The 21760-nt window shown below is 69.1% G+C and carries 18 protein-coding genes; 9 read left to right on the top strand and 9 right to left on the bottom strand.

All coding sequences use genetic code 11. The annotated features are described in order from the left end of the window. Nucleotides 1–102: 102 nt before the first annotated feature. The gene (locus ACFTZB_RS24930) at nucleotides 103–1836 is read right to left on the bottom strand and encodes a peptide chain release factor 3 (protein ID WP_378435058.1); all 1734 of its coding nucleotides are present in this window, start codon (nucleotides 1834–1836) and stop codon (nucleotides 103–105) included. Between the two features lie 224 nt (nucleotides 1837–2060). Here ACFTZB_RS24930 and ACFTZB_RS24935 point away from each other — a divergent pair, with 224 nt between their 5' ends. Next, complete coding sequence (locus tag ACFTZB_RS24935; RefSeq protein WP_378435060.1) at nucleotides 2061–3692, top strand: fatty acyl-AMP ligase; 1632 nt, start codon at nucleotides 2061–2063, stop codon at nucleotides 3690–3692. A 69-nt stretch (nucleotides 3693–3761) separates the two neighbouring features. On the opposite strand, the gene pth is transcribed toward ACFTZB_RS24935, so the two are convergent. Next, nucleotides 3762–4334 carry an aminoacyl-tRNA hydrolase gene (pth, locus tag ACFTZB_RS24940; protein WP_378435062.1) on the bottom strand — a complete coding sequence of 191 codons (573 nt, stop codon included), beginning with the start codon at nucleotides 4332–4334 and terminating at the stop codon, nucleotides 3762–3764. Nucleotides 4335–4442: 108 nt separating this feature from the next. Then, nucleotides 4443–5069, bottom strand: a complete 627-nt coding sequence (locus ACFTZB_RS24945; RefSeq protein ID WP_378435064.1) for a 50S ribosomal protein L25/general stress protein Ctc — start codon at nucleotides 5067–5069, stop codon at nucleotides 4443–4445. Nucleotides 5070–5359: 290 nt separating this feature from the next. Between ACFTZB_RS24945 and ACFTZB_RS24950 the strand changes: the two genes are divergently transcribed. After that, nucleotides 5360–6562, top strand: a complete 1203-nt coding sequence (locus ACFTZB_RS24950) for a GAF domain-containing protein (RefSeq protein ID WP_378435067.1) — start codon at nucleotides 5360–5362, stop codon at nucleotides 6560–6562. A 6-nt stretch (nucleotides 6563–6568) separates the two neighbouring features. Here the strand turns inward: ACFTZB_RS24950 and ACFTZB_RS24955 are convergent, their stop codons facing one another. After that, nucleotides 6569–8041 carry an FAD-dependent oxidoreductase gene (locus tag ACFTZB_RS24955; RefSeq protein WP_378435069.1) on the bottom strand — a complete coding sequence of 491 codons (1473 nt, stop codon included), beginning with the start codon at nucleotides 8039–8041 and terminating at the stop codon, nucleotides 6569–6571. A 122-nt stretch (nucleotides 8042–8163) separates the two neighbouring features. After that, nucleotides 8164–9339 (bottom strand): aminotransferase class V-fold PLP-dependent enzyme, encoded by a 1176-nt coding sequence (locus tag ACFTZB_RS24960; protein ID WP_378435071.1) that lies wholly within the window; start codon nucleotides 9337–9339, stop codon nucleotides 8164–8166. Between the two features lie 168 nt (nucleotides 9340–9507). Here ACFTZB_RS24960 and egtA point away from each other — a divergent pair, with 168 nt between their 5' ends. The 5 genes from egtA to ACFTZB_RS24985 all read left to right on the top strand — a co-directional run bounded on the left by egtA (nucleotide 9508) and on the right by ACFTZB_RS24985 (nucleotide 15012). Next, nucleotides 9508–10722 carry an ergothioneine biosynthesis glutamate--cysteine ligase EgtA gene (egtA, locus tag ACFTZB_RS24965; RefSeq protein ID WP_378435073.1) on the top strand — a complete coding sequence of 405 codons (1215 nt, stop codon included), beginning with the start codon at nucleotides 9508–9510 and terminating at the stop codon, nucleotides 10720–10722. Further along, entirely contained in the window at nucleotides 10722–12026 is a 1305-nt protein-coding gene (gene egtB, locus ACFTZB_RS24970; RefSeq protein ID WP_378435075.1) for an ergothioneine biosynthesis protein EgtB, read from the top strand. Before egtA ends, egtB begins: the two co-directional genes overlap by 1 nt. Nucleotide 12027: 1 nt before the next feature. After that, complete coding sequence (egtC, locus tag ACFTZB_RS24975; protein ID WP_378435077.1) at nucleotides 12028–12774, top strand: ergothioneine biosynthesis protein EgtC; 747 nt, start codon at nucleotides 12028–12030, stop codon at nucleotides 12772–12774. After that, a complete protein-coding gene (gene egtD / locus ACFTZB_RS24980; protein ID WP_378435080.1) occupies nucleotides 12771–13745 on the top strand; it encodes an L-histidine N(alpha)-methyltransferase in 975 nt (324 codons plus the stop codon). Before egtC ends, egtD begins: the two co-directional genes overlap by 4 nt. A 73-nt stretch (nucleotides 13746–13818) precedes the next feature. Continuing rightward, complete coding sequence (locus ACFTZB_RS24985; protein WP_378435082.1) at nucleotides 13819–15012, top strand: PQQ-dependent sugar dehydrogenase; 1194 nt, start codon at nucleotides 13819–13821, stop codon at nucleotides 15010–15012. 9 nt (nucleotides 15013–15021) lie between these two features. Here the strand turns inward: ACFTZB_RS24985 and ACFTZB_RS24990 are convergent, their stop codons facing one another. Both ACFTZB_RS24990 and ACFTZB_RS24995 read right to left on the bottom strand, forming a co-directional pair. Further along, nucleotides 15022–15897, bottom strand: a complete 876-nt coding sequence (locus tag ACFTZB_RS24990; RefSeq protein WP_378435084.1) for a cyclase family protein — start codon at nucleotides 15895–15897, stop codon at nucleotides 15022–15024. 105 nt (nucleotides 15898–16002) lie between these two features. After that, entirely contained in the window at nucleotides 16003–17397 is a 1395-nt protein-coding gene (locus ACFTZB_RS24995; RefSeq protein WP_378435086.1) for a flavin monoamine oxidase family protein, read from the bottom strand. Nucleotides 17398–17526: 129 nt separating this feature from the next. On the opposite strand from ACFTZB_RS24995, the gene ACFTZB_RS25000 reads away from it, so the two are divergent. Together ACFTZB_RS25000 and ACFTZB_RS25005 are read left to right on the top strand one after the other, a co-directional pair. Further along, on the top strand, nucleotides 17527–17688 hold the full coding sequence (locus tag ACFTZB_RS25000) for a hypothetical protein (protein ID WP_378435088.1): 162 nt from the start codon (nucleotides 17527–17529) through the stop codon (nucleotides 17686–17688). Further along, nucleotides 17688–19166 carry a cytosine permease gene (locus tag ACFTZB_RS25005; protein ID WP_378435094.1) on the top strand — a complete coding sequence of 493 codons (1479 nt, stop codon included), beginning with the start codon at nucleotides 17688–17690 and terminating at the stop codon, nucleotides 19164–19166. The genes ACFTZB_RS25000 and ACFTZB_RS25005 overlap by 1 nt, the downstream gene beginning before the upstream one ends. A 214-nt stretch (nucleotides 19167–19380) precedes the next feature. On the opposite strand, the gene ACFTZB_RS25010 is transcribed toward ACFTZB_RS25005, so the two are convergent. Continuing rightward, nucleotides 19381–20016: a TetR/AcrR family transcriptional regulator gene (locus ACFTZB_RS25010; RefSeq protein WP_378435090.1), complete on the bottom strand. Its 636-nt coding sequence runs from the start codon at nucleotides 20014–20016 to the stop codon at nucleotides 19381–19383. A gap of 77 nt (nucleotides 20017–20093) precedes the next feature. Beyond that, the gene (locus tag ACFTZB_RS25015) at nucleotides 20094–21695 is read right to left on the bottom strand and encodes a thiamine pyrophosphate-binding protein (RefSeq protein ID WP_378435092.1); all 1602 of its coding nucleotides are present in this window, start codon (nucleotides 21693–21695) and stop codon (nucleotides 20094–20096) included. Nucleotides 21696–21760: the final 65 nt, after the last annotated feature.

Consider the following 21760-nt stretch of genomic DNA (forward strand, 5'->3'; position numbering starts at 1 on the left):
CATTGGAGCAGATCCTGGCAGCGGGCCGGAAGGTGCTGGCGCAGTAGCGTCTTCGATCATCGGCGGGTCGGCGGACCCGCCGATGGCCGAAGCGCGTCTGGACTAGTCGGCGGCGGCCACGAGCGGCTCGAGCGTGAGGTCGGGCAGCTCCTTCTGGATGTACTGCAACCGCCACTTGTCGCTGACGAGGGCCAGCATCACCCCGTCCGACCGGGTGAACACCTCGACACCGCGCTGACGGTTCAGCTCGTCGGCCGATTCGGCGTCGGTGCGCCGCGCCAACGCGTAGCCCAGCGGTTCCATCCGGGCCTCGACGTTGAACTCGGCCTTCATCCGCGCCGCGACCACCTCGAACTGCATGGGGCCGACGGCGGCCATCACGGGCGAGGCGTCGCCGCGGAGGTCGTTGCGGAGGATCTGCACGACACCCTCGGAATCGAGCTGATCCACGGCCCGCCGGAACTGCTTGTACTTGCCCGCGCTCTCGGCCCGCAGGATGGAGAAGTGCTCCGGCGCGAACGACGGGATCGGCGGGAACTCCACCTTCTTCTCGAAGAACAGGGTATGGCCCGGGGCGAGTGCGGTGGCGTTGACGAGTCCCACCACGTCGCCCGGGTACGCGGATTCGACGGTCGAACGCTCACGGCCGAACACGGTCTGCGCGTATTTCGTCGTGAACGGCTTACCGGTCTGCGCGTGGGTGACCACCATGCCGCGCTCGAAGACACCCGACACGATGCGCATGAACGCCAGCCGGTCGCGGTGCGCGGTGTCCATGCCGGCCTGGACCTTGAACACGACCGCGCTGAACGGGTCCGTGACGTCGCGGGGGGTGCCGTCGACGTCCTCCCGGGCGCGCGGCGGCGGCGCCAGCTCGACGAGCGTGTCGAGGATCTGGCGGACACCGAAGTTGAGCATCGCCGACGCGAAGATCACCGGCGACGTCTGACCGCCGAGGAACAGCTCCTGGTCGTGGTCCTGACCGGTGGCCGACAGCAGTTCGCTCTCCTCCGCGGCGGTCTCCCACTCGGAGCCCTCCTTCGCGAGGGCGGCGTCGGCGTCCATGACCTCTTCGGGGGCGATCTTCGCGCCGCCGGCGGTGCGCGTGAACCGGATGTACTCCCGCGGGGCGCCGTCCTCGCCGCGCCGGAGCAGGCCCCGGAAATCGCCGGCGATCCCGACGGGCCAGTACAGGGGAGTGGGGGTGAGCCCGATGCGTTCCTGGATCTCGTCGAGAAGCTCCAGCGGCGTCTGGCCGGGCCGGTCCCACTTGTTGATGACGGTGATCACCGGGATTCCGCGGTGACGGCACACCTGGAACAGCTTCAGCGTCTGCGGTTCGAGACCCTTCGCGGCGTCGATCAGCATGACGGCGGCGTCGACCGCGGTCAGGACGCGGTACGTGTCCTCGGAGAAGTCGGAGTGGCCGGGCGTGTCCACCAGGTTGATCACGTTGTCGACGGGCTCGTCCGCCGACGCCTCGGTGGAGCGGTAGTTGAACTGCAGGGCGGTGGAGCTGACCGAGATGCCGCGGGCCTTCTCCATCTCCATCCAGTCGGACACCGTCGACTTGCGGCCCGCCTTGCCGTGGACGGCGCCGGCCTCGGAGATGACCTTCGCGTGCAGCGCGAGCGCCTCCGTCAGCGTCGACTTACCGGCGTCGGGATGCGAGATCACGGCGAACGTGCGGCGACGCGACGCCTCGGCCCGGACACCCTTCTCGGATTTCCCCTCCGGTGAGGCGGATGCCTCGGATTTCGCGTCCGATGAGCCGGACGCGGCGGCAGGCGCCGCCTCGGCTGGAATGATGTCGGCCGAGTCGGACGGGGTAGTCAACGAAGAACCTCTCGGGGGACGGAATGCGTGCGGGAAGGCCGTGTGGCCGCATACCAGGTTACTCGGGTGCCGAAGACGAACTCGCAGCACAGTCACATCCACGGCCGCACATCCAGGGACGAGTAACGATCGGAGGCCGGTCACGTATTACACAGTGAGTCGTCGGGGCGCTCCGGAGTTCACCGTTTCTGCGTTCGGACACCCGTATGTGCAGGAGGAAGACAGTGAGCAAGTTCACCGACGAGATGTACGCGACCGCGGCGAGCAGCACCCGCGGTCTCAACACGGGTGAGCCCGACGCGCCACTGCGGCAGCCGTGGGGTGAGATCCACAAGGCCGCGCGCCGCATGGCGGGCGCACTGGCCGAGACAGGTATCGGCCACGGCGACGCCATCGGCATCCTCGCCGGTCAGCCCGTCGACATCGCGCCCTCCTGCCAGGCCACCTGGATGCGTGGCGCGTCCGTCACCATGCTGCATCAGCCGACGCCGCGGACCGACCTGGCGGTGTGGGCCAAGGACACCGAGACCGTCATCACCATGATTCAGGCGAAGGCCGTCATCCTCGGTGCGCCGTTCGACGCCGCCAAGCCGCTGCTCGAGGAACGCGGCATTACCGTCGTGACGGTGGCCGAGCTGAACGAGGGCACACCCATCGACCCGGTCGAGACGTTCGAGAGCGACATCGCCCTGCAGCAACTCACGTCGGGTTCCACCGGTTCGCCCAAGGCCGTGCAGATCACGCACGAGAACTTCTACACCAACGCCTACGCCATGATCGACCGCATCAAGTTCTCCATCGAGGACGACGTGATGATCAGCTGGCTGCCGCTGTTCCACGACATGGGGATGGTCGGGTTCCTCAGCGTGCCGATGCAGGTCGGCGCGGAGGTCGTGAGCATCACCCCGATGGACTTCCTCCGCACGCCGCTGCTGTGGGCGGAACTGATGGGCAAGTACAAGGGCACCGTGACGGCCGCCCCCAACTTCGCCTACTCCCTGCTGGCCCGCCGCCTCAAGCAGGCGGAAGACGGCGCCGTCGATCTCAGCACCGTCCGGTACATGTGGAACGGCGCCGAACCCGTGGACCCCGACACCATGAACGCGCTCGCCGAGGCAGGCGCCCGGTTCGGGCTGAACCCGTCCGCGCTCGCCCCCGTCTACGGGATGGCGGAGACCACCCTCGCCGTCTCCATCCCCGATCCGGACCAGGGGCAGGTCCTCGACCGTGTCGACCCGGACCTGCTCGAGGCGATGCAGCGTGCCGTCCCGTCGAACAAGCCGAACGCGCGCGCCCTCGCCACCCTCGGGAAAATGGTGCCGAACCTCGAGGGACGCGTCGTCGACAGCGAGGGGGAACTGCTCCCGACCCGCGGTGTCGGCATCATCGAGGTCCGCGGCAAGGCCGTCACCCCCGGATACATCACCCTCGACGGGCACAAGCCCGCGCAGGACGCGGACGGCTGGCTGAACACCGGCGACGTCGGCTACTTCACCGAAGAGGGCCTCGTCGTCGTGTGCGGTCGCGTCAAGGACGTCATCATCATGGGCGGCCGCAACATCTACCCGACCGACATCGAACGGGCCGCCGGCACGGTCGCCGGAGTGCGCCCCGGCAACGCGGTGGCCGTACGCCTCGACGCCGGGCAGAAGCGGGAAAGCTTCGCCGTCGCGGTCGAGACCAACGACTACCAGGACCCCGAGACGGTCAAGCGCATCGAGCACGAGGTCGTGCACGCCGTGTTCTCCGAGGTCGGTGTGCGACCCCGCACCGTCGCCGTCCTCGGCCCCGGCAGCATCCCCAAGACGTCGTCGGGCAAACTCCGCCGCGCCACGTCCGCGAACCTGGTGGGGTAGGCGCTTCGCGCTCGTGCGTGGTTGGAGAGTCCAGAGACTCGTTAACCACTCACGGGCGCGGAGCGCCTGTCAGTGCAGGCGGTTCTGCGCGGCCTCGAGCCCCACGCGCAGGACCAGTTCGACGGCGTCCGCGGATTCCTCGCAGACGAGGTCGAGTTCCTTGCGTTCCACCGACGAGAACGGCTTGAGCACGTACGACGCCGGATCCATCCGCCCGGGGGGACGGCCGATCCCGACGCGGGTGCGCAGATAGTCCTTGGTGCCGAGCGACTGCGAGATGGACCGCAGTCCGTTGTGCCCGCCCTCGCCGCCGCCCTGCTTGAGGCGGATGGTCCCGAAATCGAGGTCGAGTTCGTCGTGGATGACGACGATGTTGCCCGGGTCGACGGAGAAGAACCTGGCCAGCCCGGCGACGGCGGAACCGGACAGGTTCATGAACGACCGCGGCTTGGCGAGGATCGTCGGACGGCCCTCGAGCCGTCCCTGGACGATCTCGGCGCCGCTCTTCTTGTGCGCGCTGAACTTGCCACCCATGCGCGCGCAGAGCACGCCGGCCACCATGAAGCCGACGTTGTGCCGGGTCTTCTCGTACTGCGGTCCGGGGTTGCCCAGACCCACCACCAGGGCGGTGTCTTCACTCACCGACAGGGTCCTTCCGTGCGTGAGGGGGTCGTGTCAGACGACAGCGGCGCGTCACCCCGGGACAATCCGGGACGACGCGCCGCCGACATCAGTGCGGTTGCGAGAGGATCAGCTCTCGGCGCCCTCTTCGGCCGGAGCCTCGGCGGTCTCGGCCGCGGCTTCGCCGGTCTCCTCTTCGAGGTCGGCAGCGGTCGGGGCCGCGACGACGTTCACGATGAGCAGTTCCTCGTCGGCCTGCAGGGTCGAACCCTTGGGCAGCTCGAGCTGGTTGGCCAGGATCTGGGTGCCGATCTCGAGGCCCTCGACCGAAACCTCGATCTGCTCGGGGATGTGCAGCGCGTCCGCTTCGAGGGAGACGGTGGCGGCGTCCTGCGCGACCAGGGTGCCGGAAGCGGCCTCACCGGTGACGACGACGGGGACGTCGACGGTGACCTTCTCGCCCTTCTTGATGACGAGGAGGTCGGCGTGCTCGATGTAGTTGCGGATCGGGTGAACCACGACCGACTTGGTGAGCGCGACCTGCTCCTTGCCGTCGATGTCGAGCGTCAGGATGGCGTTGGTGCCGTGCGCGCGCAGGATGGCGGCGAAGTCGCGGGAGGGCACGTTCAGGTGGCGGGGGTCCTCACCGTGGCCGTACAGGACCGCGGGGACCTGGCCGTCGCGGCGCGCGCGGCGGGCGGCGCCCTTGCCGAACTCGGTGCGCACGGCGGCTACGAGGCGATTTTCGTCAGACATGGTGAAACGGCTCCTACAACTCACGGTGGTAACTGGCGGGCGGTTCGAGTCGGCGAGGGACGAACGCGCGACGGCCAGGAGCGAAACGCTCGAGCAGAGCCGTAGCCGCGTCGATCACGGTGAGCCAGCCAATTGGAACTTTCTGGTTCACCCTCGCCGAGACAACTTATGGAACTCTACCGGATGGCCCGCTGACCTGCTAATCGGGTGCCCTCGGGCGGGTGGTGCGACCGCGCCGGTCCGGCGGCAGGTAGTGGTGTGGCTCACAACGCCGGGGGTAGCCTCGGCGTGTGAGCGCTGAACGTCCGACCGCCGACCGGCTGACCGCAGTGGCAACCGGTGTCGACCTGCCGCGACATGCGCGGCTGCTCAGCCGGGTGCACGACGCCGTGCTGTCCGGGCAGCGCCCGCCGGCGCTTCCGCGGGACGTGGTGGCGCGGTCGTGGTCCCGCCTGCAGGCGGGGGGTGTGAGCCCGGATCACTGCGCCGACGTGGAGCCCGCCGACTTCTCCGAGATCGAGGCGCGGCGCACCCGCACGGCGCTGCGTACCGTGCTCCCGGAATTGCGCAGCACGCTGACGCAGGTCGCGGAGGACGCGAATTTCATCGTCGTCATCGCCGACGCCGACGGTGTCCTGTTGTGGCGGGAGGGTTCTCGCGGCGTCCGGAAGGCGGCCGACGCGCTCGGGTTCACGGAGGGTGCGCGCTGGGCCGAACAGGCCGTCGGTACCAACGCGATCGGCACGGCGCTGATCGAAGATGCTGCGGTGCAACTCTTCTCGGCCGAACACTACGCGCCCACGCACCACGGCTGGTCCTGCACCGGGTCGCCGGTGCACGACCCCCGCACCGGCGAGATCCTCGGCGTGGTCGACATCAGCGGGTCGGCGATGTCGGTCCACCCGACCACCGTCGCGCTGGTCCGTACCGCGGTGCGACTGGCCGAGGCGACATTGTGGCGTGAGCACACCGCGCAACTGGACAGGCTGCGTGGCCGGGCGGCACCGCTGCTCGCGTCCGCGGGAGGGCCGGCGCTGGTCGTCGACAAGCACGGGTGGGTCGCGGAGGCCAGTGGCATCGCGGCGCCGGAGCGGGTCACGCCGCCGAGTCTCGACAAGCCGCTGCTCGTCCCGGGGCTCGGGCTGTGCGTGCCCGAACCGCTCGGCGACGGCTGGCTGGTGCGCCGGCGCGTCGACGGGGCGGCCATCGAACTGGAACTCGACCTCGGTGATGCGCCGCAGGTGACGGTCCGGGGCGACGTCAACTGGACGCGGGCGCTCTCGCCGCGGCACGCCCAGATCCTGCGGGTGCTGTCGGCGGCGGGAACGGCGGGGGTCGACGCCGCCTCGCTGAGCGACGCGTTGTTCGGCGACCGCGACCACGTGGTGGCGGTCCGCGCCGAGGTCTCGCGTCTGCGCAAGAGTCTCGGCGCGGTCCTGAGCACCCAGCCGTACCGGTTCGCGGCCGGGGTGACGGTCCGGCGCGTCGGGTAGGTCCGGTCAGGCCTGCTTCGCCGCACTGATGCCGGCGCGGCGGCCGTAGAAGCTGCCGTCGCCGAGGGAGGTGCCGCTCGCGTAGCCGCCCGCGCACACCCCGGACGTGCACCGTCCCGCCGCGAAGAGGCCGGGAATGGGTTCACCGGAGACGTGCAGGACCTCGGAGTTCACGGTCGTCCGCAGGCCGCCGAGGGTGAAGCCGAGCGTGAACCCGCGCAGGTCGAGGGCGGCGACGGGGGATCCGATCGGCTTCACCCACTCGGACTTCTTGTGCAGCAACGGGTCCGACCCTTCGGCGGCGTGCTCGTTGTACACCTCCACGGTCGACTGGAGTGCACCTGCGGGCAGGCCCATGTCGGATTCGAGTTCCTCGACGGTCTCCGCCGCCCACTTCGGCTGGGCGCGCAGGAACGGCGTCGCCGTGGTCGCGGCCGCGCCCTCCTCGTAGGACGCCTCGTCGATGACGAGGAACGCCTGGTTGTCCTGGTGGAACAGGGTCATCTGGCCGATGCGACCGGAGTACGTGTCCTCCGGGACGTAGCGCTGGCCCCGGCCGTTGACGAGGATGCCGCGGACGACCAACTGGGGGTCGCAGAGGAACGCGACCTCGGTGGCGTCCATGTGGGCGAGGTCGGCGCCGAGGGCCTGCGCCATGAGGATCGAGCGCCCGTCGTGCTCCTCGATGGCGGCGCCGGGGCGGCCGATGAGCCGCGGTGCGTGGGCCTCGATCATCTTGTCGTTGTACGCGAAGCTGCCGGTCGCGAGGACGACGCCGCGACGCGCCCGCACGGCCACCTCCTTGCCGTACTGTTTGGCGACGATCCCGACGACGCGTCCGGTGTCGTCGGCGACGAGCGTCTGGACGCGCATGTCGTATTCGGCTCGGACCCCGAGCTTTTCGGCGGTCTCGACGAGCGGCTTCATCAGCATGTAGCCGCCGCCCTTCTCGCCGGTCCGCTTGCCGTCCATCTGCGGAACGTGCCCGCGCGGCGCGGGGGTGGCGATCTCGTTGAACGGCGCCGCGTTCTCGCCGCCGGAGTACATGAGCCCGTCGTCGAACGGGGGCTCCCAGCCGGGTTCGCCCCAGAAGCTCTCCTTGAACGGGACCCCGCAGTCGACGAGCCAGTTGTAGTGCTCGACACTGCCCTCGCAGTAGTCGGTGATCTTCTCCTCGTCGGCGCCCGGGCCGAGCGCCGCCATCATGAACGTCTTCATGTTCTCGACGGAGTCGTCGAATCCGCACGCCTTCTGCAGGGGCGTTCCGCCGCCGAGGTAGATGAAGCCGCCGGCGAGTGCGGCGGCACCGCCCCATCCGCTGGTGCGCTCGAGGACCAGGACGTCGGCGCCTGCCCGCGCCGCCTCGATGGCGGCGGACACACCGGCGATGCCGTAACCCGCGATCACGACGTCGGCCTCGTAGTCCCACTCGGTGACGGTTGCTGCGGACCGGGGGCGGATCGGTGTGGCGTCGACCATGGGTGGAAGTCCTCTCGGGCGGTCACAGGCGTAGTGTGACGTGGGTTACCCTCAAACTGTAACCTGTTACAAAACCCGAGTCGGTGGATCTCCCGGTGAGTGGGACGTGGTGCCGGGAGGCGCTACTTCGCGAGCGTCCGGACCTCGGCGAGGAAGCGGTCGAGATCCTCCGGGGAGCAGAAATAGTGCGGCGACGCCCGCACCACGGCGTCCAGTCCGCGGGCGCTCATGTCCAGCAGCGTCGAACCTCGCAGGCTGGCCGTGACGGTGACGTTGCGGGCGGCCAGCTGTTTCCTGACGTCGCCGGGGTCGAACCCGTCGACGGTGAACGAGACGATTCCGCAGCGGCGGGCGCCGAGGTCGCGCACGGTGACCCCGGGGATCGCCGCGAGACCCGACCGCAGGTGCTCGGCCCCGGCCGCCACCGCCGCCGCCACCTCGTCCACTCCGAGAGCGAGGAGATAGTCGGCCGCCACCCCGAGTCCGAGGCGGGCTGCGACGTCGCACTCCCAGAACTCGAACCGGCTGGCATCGGTCGCGAGGCGGTACGCACCCGCCGCGGTCCACTCCGCACTGTGCAGGTCGAGGGCGGCAGGCTCGAGCGTCGCAGCCAGATCCGGCCGGACGTACAGGAAGCCGGTGCCCCGCGGCGCCCGCAGCCATTTGCGTCCCGTGGCGGAGAGGGCGTCGACGCCCAGTTCGACCACGTCGAGGGCGATCTGGCCGACGGACTGGCACGCGTCGAGCAGCACCAGCGCGCCGTGCGCGTGCGCCAGTTCCGTCACCTCGCGGACGGGATTGACCAGGCCGCCGTTGGTGGGCACGTGGACGAGGGACACGAGACGGACCCGGTCGTCGAGGAGCGTCCCGAGGGCGGCGACGTCGATCTGGCCCGTGGGGTCGCCGGGGATCACGTCGACCGTCGCGCCGACGGACCGCGCCCGCTGCAGAACGGCGATGGCGTTGCTGGCGTACTCGACCTCCGAGATCAGGACGCGGTCACCGGCCTCGAGCGGGATCGCGTGGAAGAAGTCGTTCCAGGCCGTGGTGGCGCTGTCCACCAGCGCGATGCTGTCGGCGCCCGCCCCGATCAGGCGGCCCAGCGACGACTTCACGGCGGCGAGGTCGTCGGCTCGTTCCGCGGCCGCGACGTAGCCGCCGACGTCCGCCTCCCGGCGCAGGTGCGCGAACACCGCGTCCAGGACCGGGGCCGGGGGAAGCGAGGAGCCCGCGCTGTCCAGGAACACCTTGTCGAGGCACCCGGGGGTGTCCCGTCGCGCCTGCTCGAGGTCGAGCATGTCCGATACCTCCCTTTCCTCGCTCTGTCGCAGACGGACCTTTCACGGTTCGGACTCGAACGTACCCGTGAGGTTCGTCGAAAAGTATGCCGATGAGGCGTGCATCGACGGCCGAGTCGCTCTAATGTCGATAACGACGTTCAGGCGGCGCCCGAAGGGGAGGGTCGAATGGCTACTGCAGTTCAGTCCGTCGAAGCAACGTGGCTCACGTCGCGGCCGGCGGCGGAGGCGTATCTGGGTGGTGTGTGCTTCAAACTGGGGCCACCCCAGCTGATCGGCGCGGAATTGGAGTGGCTGACCGCGCAACTGCCGGACCACGTGCGTCCCGACCTCGCCGCTCTCGCCGAAGCTCTCGGGCCGCACACCCCCAGAACCATCGATCCCTCCTCTCCTGCCCAGCCCCTTCCCGGTGGCAGCGCCGTCACGGTCGAACCCGGCGGACAGATCGAACTGTCCAGCGCCCCCTATCGCTCCGCACGGGAATTGTGCGACTACCTCGCCGCCGATCAGGCCGTCCTCGCCGATCTGTTGTCGTCCCGGTCGATTCGGATGTCGTCCGAGGCCGCCGACACCCGCAGGCCCGCTCGACGTCTCCTCCAGTCACCGCGCTACTGCGCCATGGAATCCCGCTTCACCGGAATCGGGCCCTTCGGCAAGTTGATGATGTGCAATACCGCCGCCACCCAGGTCAGCGTGGACGCCGGAGCCGATCCGATTGCGGTGGAGAAGCGGTGGCACCTGCTGCATGCGGTCGGGCCCGCGATGATTGCGGCGTTCGCGTGTTCACCGCGGCTCTACGGGGTACCCGACGGGCAGTGGGCGTCGCAGCGGATGCGGACGTGGCTCGAACTCGATTCGCCGCGGACCACCGGAACCCCGCACAGCGCGGACTATGCGGCCTGGGTGCTGGACGTGCCGTTGCTGTGCATCCGCAACGACGGACCGGATTGGACGGCACCCGGCGACGCAACTTTCGGGGACTGGGTGGAGGGGGCGTTGGACGACGTGATCGGGCGTCCGACGTCCGCCGACCTCGACTATCACCTCACCACGCTGTTTCCGCCCGTCCGCGCTGCCGGGCATCTCGAGGTGCGCTACCTCGACGCGCAACCGGGCGACCAGTGGCGGGTCCCGATCGCGGCGATCGACGCACTGCTGTCGGGTCCGGGGGCCATGGCCGAGGCGCTCGCCGCGGCACTGCCCACCGCGGAACGCTGGCGGGATGCGGCCGAGTTCGGCCTGGCCGACCTCGAACTGCGTGCTGCGGCAACGGCTCTGCTGTCGCTGGCGGCGGCGTACTCGCCCGATCCCGAATTCGTCCGGCTGCTCGACACCGCCGCCGAACGATGTTGCCGGGGCCAGGCGCCGAGCGAGGACCGCTGATGGGTACCCGCGAGAAGATCGAGACGGTGTTGACGCGGGCGCGGGAGCGTACCGCCGGGTTGACGGACTGTGTCGACGGGGAAGACCTCGTCGCGCAGCATTCCCCGCTGATGAGCCCGCTCGTGTGGGATCTCGCGCACATCGGCAATCAGGAAGAGTTGTGGCTCGTGCGGGACGTCGGCGGCCGCGAACCCGTCCGCAGCGACATCGACGAGTTGTACGACGCGTTCAAACATTCGAGGAATTCCCGGCCCTCCCTGCCGCTGTTGAACCCGGACGAGGCCAGGGATTACCTCCGTACCGTTCGCGACAAGGCGTGGGACGTGCTCGACGGCAGCACGTTCCGGGGCCGCCCTCTCGAGGAGAACGGATTCGCGTTCGGCATGATCGCGCAACACGAGCAGCAGCACGCCGAAACGATGCTCGCCACCCACCAACTGCGTTCCGGTGCAGCGGTGCTGACCGCGGACAGCGCACCGCGGGTCGGTGGGGCGATCACCGAGGGCGAAGTGGTCGTTCCCGCCGGCGAATTCACGATGGGAACGTCGGACGATCCGTGGGCGCTCGACAACGAGAGGTCCGCGCATGTGGTGCACGTGCCGGCGTTCGTGATGGACGCCGTTCCCGTCACCAACGCCCGCTACCTCGAGTTCGTGGACGACGGTGGGTACGCGCGGCCCGAATTGTGGAGTGAGCGGGGATGGGCGCATCGCCGCGACGCCGGGCTGGAAGCACCCCAGTTCTGGGAGAACGACGGCTGCGGAACGTGGTGGCGCCGCAGGTTCGGAGTCACCGAGCCGATTCATCCTCAGGAACCGGTGGTGCACGTCTGCTTCTTCGAAGCCGAGGCGTTCGCACGCTGGGCAGGCAAGAGGCTGCCGACCGAAGCGGAATGGGAGAAGGCGGCGCGGTGGGATCCGCTCACCGGACGGTCGCGCCGATTCCCCTGGGGCGACGGCGAACCCGATGCATCGCTCGCCAACCTCGGCCAGCGCCACCTCGGACCCGCGGTGGTCGGGGCATATCCGTCGGGGGTGTCCCCGCTCGGCGTGCACCAGTTGATCGGCGACGTCTGGGAGTGGACGTCGTCGCCGTTCGAGCCCTACCCCGGTTTCTCGGCGTTCCCGTACCGCGAATACTCCGAGGTGTTCTACGGCGGCGACTACCGTGTGCTGCGCGGCGGTTCGTTCGGCACCGATCCGGTGGCGTGCCGCGGGACGTTCCGCAACTGGGACCACCCGATCCGCAGGCAGATCTTCTCCGGATTCCGCTGTGCCCGCGACCTTCCGGGAGACGACTACTAAGATGTGCCGACACCTGGGCTATCTGGGACCGGAACGATCAGTGGCCGACCTCGTCGGTTGCGGCGAGAACTCGCTGCTGCACCAGTCCTACGCGCCACGCGACATGAGGGGCGGCGGAACCATCAACGCCGACGGATTCGGCGTCGGGTGGTGGGGTGCGGACGGCTTCTCCCGCTACCGCAGTGCCGCGCCGTTGTGGTCGGATCCCGTCGTGCGAGAGATGTTGCCGAACATCCGCTCCCGCGCCGTGGTGGCCGCCGCCCGGTCGGCGACGGTCGGGATGCCCGTGCAGCACACGGCCTGCGCACCGTTCTGCGACGACACGTGGGCGTTCAGCCACAACGGGGTGGTGCGCGGGTGGCCGGAGTCGCTCGCCGGGCTCGCCGCGGAACTGCCCGCGATCGATCTGCTGCGACTCGAGGCGCCGACCGATTCGGCGGCGTTGTGGCTGCTGCTGCGCCGGGCGCTCGGCGGGCAGGACCCCGAGAAGGCGATGACCTCGCTCGTCCAGTCCGTCGTCGCTGCCGCCCCGAACTCGCGCCTGAATCTGCTGCTGGGCAACGGCACGGAACTGTGGGCCACCACCTGGCATCATTCGCTGTCGGTGCTCGTCGACGACGAACGGGCCATCGTGATGTCCGAACCTTACGACGACGACCCCGCTTGGCAATCGATTCCGGACCGTCACGTCGTCAGCGCACGTCCCGGACACCTGATCGTCACCCCGCTCGAGATGGGAGCACGATGACCACCACACCGACCCTCGAGGTGTACCTGCAGCCCGAACAGCTGAAGGCCGCCCTCCGCAAGGACGCTACCGTCGGGCTCACGTCGAACCCGAAGTGGCTGCCGCCCAAATACTTCTACGACGCCCGCGGCAGCGAGCTGTTCGAGCAGATCACCGCGTTGCCCGAATACTTCCCGACGCGCACCGAACGGGAACTGCTGCGACGTTATTCGGGGGAGATCGCCGAGGTGGTGGCGCCGGAGATTCTCGTGGAACTCGGATCCGGCTCCTCGGAGAAGACCCGGCTGCTGCTCGACGCCGGCACCCGTCGCGGAACCCTCCACACGTATGTGCCGCAGGACGTGTCGGTGTCCGCGCTCGAGGGTGCGGCCGAGCAGATCGGCGCGGAGTTCCCGAACCTCACCGTGCGCGGCGTCGTCAGCGACTTCACCGAGTCGCTGCACCACCTGCCGCGGGGTGGTCGCCGCACGATCGCGTTCCTCGGGGGCACCCTCGGAAACATGGTGCCCGCCGAGCGTGCGGAGTTCCTCTCCGGCATCGCCGACGTGCTCGAACCAGCGGAGCACCTCCTTCTCGGTGTCGGGCTGGTCGTCGATCCCACCGTTCTCGTTCCCGCATACGACGACGCCGCCGGGGTGACGGCGCAGTTCAACCGCAATGTGCTGCAGGTACTCAACTCGCAGCTCGACGCGGATTTCCCGGTGGACGAGTTCCGGCACGTCGCGCTGTGGGACGCCGGCAACGAGTGGATCGAGATGCGGCTCGAGGCCGAGCGGGCCATGTCGATTCGTATCGCCGAGCTGGATCTGGACGTCGAGTTCGCCGCGGGGGAGCAGCTGAGGACGGAGATTTCCGCCAAGTTCACCCTCGACGGCATCCGACGGGAGTTGGCGGAGGCCGGATTCGGCGTCGACCGGGTCTGGACCGACCCGGACGGGCGCTTCGCGCTGGTGTGCGCCGCGCGGAGGTGACCGACAAGATCAACTTCGGGCGTCGGCGCGCCTATAGTTGCCGCGTAGCGCGTCAACGACCCGAGGAGAACTTGTGCGTCAACCGAAGCTCGCTGCCCTTGCTCTCGCCACCACGGCCGTGATCGGCCTTCCCGCCGCACAGGCATCCGCTCAGCCGCTACCCATTCCGTTCGACACGGGAAGTCTCGGCTCGGACAGCGACGGCCCGGGAGTGCCGACGGAAGACACCCTTCCGGCTCTGACGGTCACACCCGTCCTCGAGGGACTCGACCATCCGTGGGACGCCGTGCAGGCACCGGACGGCGCGGTGCTCACGGGGCAGCGGTCGGGCGGGTTCTTCGTCCGGCGGGCGGACGGCAGCAGCGGACCGGTCGCCGCCGATCTCGCCGACCTCTACGCACAGTCCGAGACCGGGCTGATGGGTATCGCACTCGCGAGCAACTTCGCACAGTCCCGCACTCTGTACACGTGCCAGGGATTCCAGGGCGGCGGCGTCACCGATATCCGGATCCAGTCGTGGACCGTCGATGCCGGCTGGACGACGCTGACCCGCGGTGCCGCGATCCTGACCGGGATCCCCGTCGACGAGGGACGTCACGGCGGTTGCCGGATCCTGACGGCTACCGACGGCACCCTGTTCGTCGGCACCGGCGACACGGCGCAGCCGACCGTGTCGCAGGATCCGAACTCGCTGGGCGGCAAGACCCTTCACATCAACGCCGACGGCACCCCCGCAGCCGGAAATCCGAATCCGGCGAGCCCCGTGTACACCCTCGGCCATCGCAATGCGCAGGGTCTCGCTCAACAGCCGGGAACGGGTCGCGTCTACGCCGTCGACCAGGGAACGTCACGGGACGACGAGGTGAATCTCCTGGTCGCCGGCGGCAACTACGGATACAGGCCGGACCGGATTCCCGGCATCTACGACGAGACCGTGCCGATGACGGACCCGGTGCGGGTGCCCGGAGCCATTGCCGCGGCGTGGAGTTCGGGCAGCAGCACCCTGGCGACCGGAAGCGGCGCGTTCGTGACCGGAGCCGGATGGGGACCGTGGGACGGCGCCCTCGTCATGGGCGGACTCAAGACGAAGCAACTGATCTTCCTGCGGCTGGCCGCGGACGGGCAGACGGTGACCGCGCAGACGTTCGGCCTGCAGAATCAGCACGGCCGACTCCGGTCCGTCACCCCGACCGCCGACGGCTCGCTGCTCGTCACCACGGACAACGGTTCCACCGACCAGGTACTGCGCGTCACGCCCCAGGGCTGACCGCCACGGTCAGAACCACGCGAGGGTCCGGCAGGGGCCGCCGGACCCTCCTGCGTGGGTGGGGGCGCCGACCGCGACGGTTGCGCCGGACGGCGGAACCTGCGACAGATTCGCGAGAGCTTCCACCGCGTACTTTCCGGCGCCGAGCGCCGCGAGATGCGCACCGTACGTGGTGCTACGCCCTGCATCGATACTGAGGGTGTCCGTTCCCAACGCGACGATGTCTCGCTCCCGGACGAGGAACTCGACGGCGCCCGGGTCGAACCCGGGGGTGTGCTGCACACCGGTGACGTCCTGATTGGTGAACGTCGGGGGCTGTGCGGCGCGGACATCCCACCCCGAGTTCATCGCCACCATGCAGCGATCGGGAAGCGGTCCGTGATCGGACTCCCAGTCCAGAACGTCCTGCCGGGTGAGTAGCGTGTCGTTATCGGCCCGCGCCCGCAGCGAGATGTCCACGACAACGAGGGGTACCACCAGGTCGCGGGGTGGAATTTGCTCGACGGTGAGACCGTTCACGCTCGCGTGCGCCGGCGCGTCGACGTGCGTGCCGGTGTGCTCGTCGTAGCGGAGTTCGTTCTTGGAGAACACGCTGGGAGCGCCTATGCCGACGGAGCCGAGCGGGGTCGCAGCGTCACCGATCCGCGCCACCGGCCGCATCGCGAACTGCTGAGCGCCGGGCCACACGGGAAAGCCGGGTGTGAGCACGTGGGTGAGATCGAGAATCGACGCGCCGGACGCGGGTGCAGCCGATGCCGTCGCCGGCGCGACCGCCGCCCCCAGTGCTGCGGCGCCCACCGCTCCGAACAGCGACCGCCGACTCATCGGGGCGGCGCGGTTCTCGATGGTCCGGTAGACGTGAGTCATGATGCGGGGCGAGCACATACGCGGCTCCTTCGCTGGGCGGTCGCGGTTCGCTACATCATAGGGTCCGCCGCGCCCGACGAACGGGACGCTCGTTGCGTCGGATCGGACGAGCGTCCCGTTCGCTCAGCAAGACAATTGCTTCCGGATCTCGTCGGCCGCACGCGCGCCCGAGGAGATGGCTCCGTCGATGTAGCCGTTCCAGATGCTCGCGGTCTCCGAGCCCGCCCAGTGGACGCGGTCGGTGGGAGCACGCCACCCTCGTCCGTGCGCGAACCAGGTTCCGGGGGTGGGACTGGCCGCGTAGCCGCCTCGCACCCAGGGGTCCTGCGGCCAGATCTTCTCGGTGTAGTCGACCGGTGACGCGGCGCGGTCGCCGAAGAGTTCGACGACGGTGCCGAGGATCGCCGCGCGGCGGTCCTCGTCGGACAGCGCCGACCAGGAACGCTGGCGGTCACCGTAGACGAAGCACACGAGCACGCCGTGTCCGGCATCTTCGGGGGAATTGTCGAAGACGACTCCGACGGCGCGGTCGCCGTACACGGTGGCCTGCCCCGAGAGTCCGTCGGCGCGCCAGAACGGGGTGTCGAAGACGGCGTGCACCTTCGCCACGTCGCCCATCGGACTGCGTTCGACCCACCGTGTGCGCGCGACCGGCAGTGGGGGAGTGAACGTGACCCGCTGGGTGGCTGACGGCGGCAGGGCCATGACGACGGCGTCGGCGAGGATCGTTCCCCGGCTGGTCTCGATCCGTACTCCGTCAGCGGTGTGCTCGACGTGCCGCACTGCCGTACCCAGGTGGACCCGGTCACCGAGGTGGGCCGCGACCGCCAGCGCCGTCGACTGTGCTCCGTCGCGGAAGCGGCGCTCCTGGGCGCACCCCTCGGTTTCCATCAGCTGATCGAAACCGCCTGCCGACGCGACGTAGAACAGCAGATGGAACACCGACAGATCGCGCGGTTCGACCGACCACACACCCTCGATCGCGAGCGCGAGTCGTCGACGGGCGTCCTCGTCGGCGACGGTTTGCTCGAAGTACGAGTGGACGGTCTCGCTGTCCCACCTCTCGATGTCCGGGGTGTTCGTGGGGTCGTCGAGATCGATCGTTCTCGCGAGTTCGTCGATGCGGTCGGCGGCGGCCAGGTATTCGGCCATGCCGGGGCCGCCGTCGGGACCGGCGCCGGTGTAGCGCCGCTGGACGCCGTCGGGCCACAGTTCGATGTGTTCGCCGGTGTTGTACGTGGGGAAGGTCGGGCAGCCGAAGCGGTCGGCGAGCGCGAGCAGGTGCTTCTGGGTGGGGCCGACCCATTGCCCGCCGTGGTCGACGACGACGTCGTCCCGCCTCTCCGAGCACACCCTCCCGCCGACGCGGTCGGCTCCCTCGAGGATCACGGTGTCGATCCGGTCGTCGTGTAGCGAGAGTGCGGCGGACAGGCCGGCGTACCCCGCGCCGATCACGACGGTCCGAACGCGGGCCGGTAGGGCAGTCGGGTGATCCTTCGTGTTCGTCATGACCAGCATCCTGTTCTTGATCGGCCCGCCAGTCAATACTCAATCCTGTTTTCCTGCGCGAGAATTCGAGGGTTGACACGATGTGACCCGTGCCACAGACTAATGATAACTGGCCCGTCAATCAGAAATGGGGATCGCGTGGACGACGCATTCGAACAGGAACTCGAGAGGCGCTTGCTCCTACTGGAATCCCGGGGCGGAGGCGGGATGATCCTGCCCGACCTTCCGTGGCGGGACGTCGTGGCGGCGATCGCCGGGATCGTCGCGACGATCACCGTCATGCTGTGGTGGGCGTACTGATGCTGGACGGGCAGCGGGAGGACCGCACCGTGACAGTGGGCAGTGCAGGCGCCGGCGGCACGGACGCGACGTTGAACGAACTGCCGTTGGTGCCGTCGGAGCGGATCTGGGGCTTCTGGGACTACTCCGCGGTCAACATCGGCTTGGCCGTGGCCACCTGGGCGTTTCTGCAGGGCGCCGCCGTTGCGTACTACGTCGGCGCGGTGCAGGCGATCGCGAGCATCGTCATCGGCTACGCGATCAGCGTCTTCCTCGTGTCGCTCGCGCCGTGTCTGCCGTCGGCGAAGTACGGCATCGAGCAGTTCGTCGGACTGCGAAGTGTGTTCGGCAGCAACGGCGCCCGAATCGTGATGGTCGTGATGTCCACTCTCTTCGCGGCCGCCTGGTCCGCGGTTCTGGCCATCATGTTCGGGCACGGCCTGGTGAACGTCATCGACAACGTGTTCGGCGTCGAGATCTCCCACACCGGTGCGGCAGTGAGCCTGCTGGGACTGGTGGCGGTCGGCGTGTCCTGGCTCGTCCTCGCCCGGGGACCGGTCTCGGTGGAGTCCGTGTGCCGGGTGATCGCACCGGTCCTGGTGATCGTCATCGTCGGGATCCTCGTCATGGTGTTCACCAAGCGATCGTGGTCCGAACTGGCCGGTCTGCCGCCGCTCGATCCGGAAAGCGATCCGCACACCAGTTTCATGGTCGCGATCGAGCTGAACATCGCCGGCGGGTTCGCGTGGTGGCCGAACGTCGGAAACCTCGCCCGGCTCACCCGAAGTCCGCGTGCCGCGTTCTGGCCGAACTGGCTCGGGCTCTTCGCCGCCTCCGTGGCCGCCGCCGTGGTCGGTGTCTTCGCCGCGCTGGCCCTGAACATCGAGGATCCGACGGAGTGGATGATTCCCCTCGCGGGAGTCGTGCTCGGTGTCCTGGCACTGATCGTCATCGGCTTCGCCAACGTCACTGCCATCCTCTCCCAGGGATATGCGTCCATGGTCGCCCTCAAGGGCGGCGGCGGGAAGCTGCTCCGTGGCACACCGTGGCCCGTGCTCGTGGCGTTCATCCTCGGGCCCGCGGCGATCCTGGTCTTCTTCCCGTCGGCCGTCTACGACAATTACGGTCGATTCCTGTCCTGGGGCGCGATCCTCGTCGCGCCACTGTGCGCCGTCCAGATCGTGGACTTCTTCCTGCTGCGCAGAGGCGCCCTCCGGATCCGCGACCTGTACCTCCCCAGTGGGCGCTCCTGCTATGGCTACTGGGGCGGTGTCAACGCCTTCGCGTTCGCCTCGGTGGCCGCCGGCGCGGTCACGTACGCGCTGCTGCTCAATCCGGTCACCTACATCCCGTCCCCGATCTTTCCGTACACCACCGCCTCGATTCCGGCGTTCCTCGTCGCCGGCACGCTCCATGCCGTGTTGACCAAGACGTGCGTGCAGCCGCTCGGACTCGGCGGCTACGACCGCGGGCCGCGGGCCGCGCTCGTCGACAGGTGAAAAGTATGTCGTCACAACTCGTTCCCCACGTGTTCTCCTCGCTGCGGATCGGGAACGTGACGCTCGGGAACTGCATCGTGTCCTCCGGTCACGATGCAGTTCTCGTGGAACAGGGGACGGCGGCCGACGACGACTACATCCCCTCACCGCTCGGTCCGTGTTGTGGAAGAGGCTGTGCTGGAGGGGATCACCGCTTCATCGGGCGATCTGACGGCTACTTCGCGGTGCGCTTGGCGGCCGCCGACACGACCCGGTGCTTGTCGACGGTGATCGCGTCGATGAAGTCGTCGCACACGGCCCGCATCCGCGTCGGCGTCATCAGGGTGGAACCGGTGAGCACCTGTATCGCGAGGCCGTCGAGCAGGCCGAGGAGCATGTCGGTGGCGGCCCCGGGATCGTCGACCCGGAGGGCGCCCTGCTCCACGCCCGCCTCGACCGTCTCGCGGACGACCCCGCGCCATTCTCCGTACACCGTGTCGTTGAGTTCCTGGAGTTCGACGTTGCCGAGTGCGGACGCCCACAATTCCACCCACACCCGCCACGCCGTGATCGTCTCCGGCCCGGCGGGAAGATACGACTCGACGAGCCGGTGCAGCCGCACGAGCGGGACGTCGCTCTTCTCCATGATCCACCGGCGGCGTTCCAGCGAATGCTCGAAGTTGAACTGGAACGCCGCATGCAGCAGCGCATCCTTCGAATCGAAGTAGTAGTGAATCGTGCCGTTGCTCACCCCAGCCCTCGCCGCGACGTCGGCGATCCGGACGGCGCGAAAGCCGAGTTCGGCGATGGCCTCGCACGTCGCCTGCAGGATCTGTTCTCGACGTTCCGCTTCAACGCTGGGGCGTGGCATCGCGCTCTCAACTCCTTGGATGTGACTTCTCGTCTACCGAAACCGTAGCCGAGAGCCCGGCCGAACCAGCGTAGCCGTCACTCCGGCTGCGTCGCCCTGCTGTTCTCGCGGATGTGCAGGAGGGTGGGGCGGTCCGCGTCGAAGGCGGCGGTGATCGCGTCGGTCAGCGCTCCGGGGGTCTCGACGGACCGTCCGTGACATCCCATCGCCCGCGCCACCGCGGGGAAGTCGATGCCGCCGAGCGCGACCGAGTGGACGGTGTCGCCGCGGTCGGCCATCTCGTTGCGGATCTCCCCGTAGCCGCCGTTGTCGACGACCACGATGGGCAGCGGAAGCCGGAGGTGCGCGGCGGTCGCGAGTTCGGGGAGCGTGAACATCACCCCGCCGTCGCCGAGGATCGCCAGGACCCGTGCGTCCGGGTCGGCCACGGCTGCGCCGATCGCCGCAGGCAGACCGTATCCCAGCGTTCCCTGACCCGTCGGGTACAGGAATCCGCCGGGGCGGTGCACCGCGAGATTCGACAGCGCACCGTAGTAGCAGGCCATGGTGCTGTCCCCGGCGATCACCGTGGATTCGTCGACGAACGGCGCGATCGCTGCCATCATCTCCAGCCACGGGGCACCCTCGGCGGCGGCGTCGGCCCGCAATTCACGTCGGAGCGACGCGGCGCGGTCGTGGGCGCCGGAATCCTCCCGCACCGTGGTGGCGTCGAGCAGTTGCGCGACCACGGTCCCGGCATCTCCCAGCAGGCGGACGGCGGGATCGGCGTTCGTGGTCATCGACGCCGGATCGACGTCGACGCGAATCAGCTTGTGGTCCAGTTCCACCGGGCCGTACCAGAAGTCGGACGGTGCGAACTCGGTGCCGATCGCCACGACGCAATCGGCCGCCTCGAGCGTGGCCCGGACCGCGGGATGGTGAACGCCGGCTCCCACCGACAGCGGGTGGTCCTCGTCGAGTACTCCTTTCCCGTTGGTCGTCGTGAGCACGGGGGCGGACAGACGTTCGGCGAGGGCGCGGACCTGCGGGGCCGCCGACCGGGCGCCGCCGCCCACGACCAGCACGGGAGACTGTGCGGCGGTGAGACGGCGGGTCGCCTCCGTCACCGCGTGCGGGGGAGCGGCGAGCGGAGCAGCGTCCACCGGGGCCACGATCCGGACGTCCGCTTCCGCGTCGAGGATGTCGACGGGGATCTCGATGTGCACCGGCCGGGGCCGGCCCGAGGTCATGGCGGCGAAGGCGTACGCGATCGCGTGGGGGATCTCGGCGACGCTGGTCACCCGGTGGCTGTAGGCCACGATCGCCTCGAGCGCCGCCTGCTGATTCTTCACCTCGTGGAGGTAGCCGTTTCCCCGCCCCGGGTGGGTGAGCGGCAGTGCCGGCGAGATGAACAGCACCGGGATCGAATCCGACCACGCCTGCGCCGCCGCGGCGGCGGCATTGAGAATGGCGGGGCCGGTCGTGGTCAGGCACACGCCGGGTCTGCCTGTGACGCGCGCATAGCCGTCGGCGGCGTAACCGGCCCCCTGCTCGTGCCGCGTCAGGACGGAGCGGATCGGCGAGTCGGCCAAGGCGGCGTAGACGGCGAGGTTGTGGGTGCCCGGAATGCCGAAGACCGTGTCGACTCCGTGTGCGGCGAGGGCCGCGACGAGTGCCCGGCCGCCGTTCTGGCTTGTCATCGATGCCCTCCCATGGGCTGTGCAGTGTTCGTGTGCGGATGGTGCGCGGGTGCGCGGCGACGGTG

This window comes from Rhodococcus sp. NPDC057014, from assembly GCF_042673295.1.
GTDB lineage: Bacteria > Actinomycetota > Actinomycetes > Mycobacteriales > Mycobacteriaceae > Rhodococcus_F.

Bases quoted from the DNA above. Each gene is read 5' to 3' on its own strand.
- egtA (WP_378435073.1), top strand. From the start codon at position 9,508: ATGGCTACTGCAGTTCAGTCCGTCGAAGCAACGTGGCTCACGTCGCGG.
- ACFTZB_RS25010 (WP_378435090.1), bottom strand. From the start codon at position 20,016: ATGCCACGCCCCAGCGTTGAAGCGGAACGTCGAGAACAGATCCTGCAG.
- ACFTZB_RS25005 (WP_378435094.1), top strand. From the start codon at position 17,688: ATGCTGGACGGGCAGCGGGAGGACCGCACCGTGACAGTGGGCAGTGCA.
- ACFTZB_RS24960 (WP_378435071.1), bottom strand. From the start codon at position 9,339: ATGCTCGACCTCGAGCAGGCGCGACGGGACACCCCCGGGTGCCTCGAC.
- egtB (WP_378435075.1), top strand. From the start codon at position 10,722: ATGGGTACCCGCGAGAAGATCGAGACGGTGTTGACGCGGGCGCGGGAG.
- ACFTZB_RS25015 (WP_378435092.1), bottom strand. From the start codon at position 21,695: ATGACAAGCCAGAACGGCGGCCGGGCACTCGTCGCGGCCCTCGCCGCA.
- ACFTZB_RS24990 (WP_378435084.1), bottom strand. From the start codon at position 15,897: ATGTGCTCGCCCCGCATCATGACTCACGTCTACCGGACCATCGAGAAC.
- egtC (WP_378435077.1), top strand. From the start codon at position 12,028: ATGTGCCGACACCTGGGCTATCTGGGACCGGAACGATCAGTGGCCGAC.
- ACFTZB_RS24955 (WP_378435069.1), bottom strand. From the start codon at position 8,041: ATGGTCGACGCCACACCGATCCGCCCCCGGTCCGCAGCAACCGTCACC.
- ACFTZB_RS24995 (WP_378435086.1), bottom strand. From the start codon at position 17,397: ATGCTGGTCATGACGAACACGAAGGATCACCCGACTGCCCTACCGGCC.
- egtD (WP_378435080.1), top strand. From the start codon at position 12,771: ATGACCACCACACCGACCCTCGAGGTGTACCTGCAGCCCGAACAGCTG.
- ACFTZB_RS24945 (WP_378435064.1), bottom strand. From the start codon at position 5,069: ATGTCTGACGAAAATCGCCTCGTAGCCGCCGTGCGCACCGAGTTCGGC.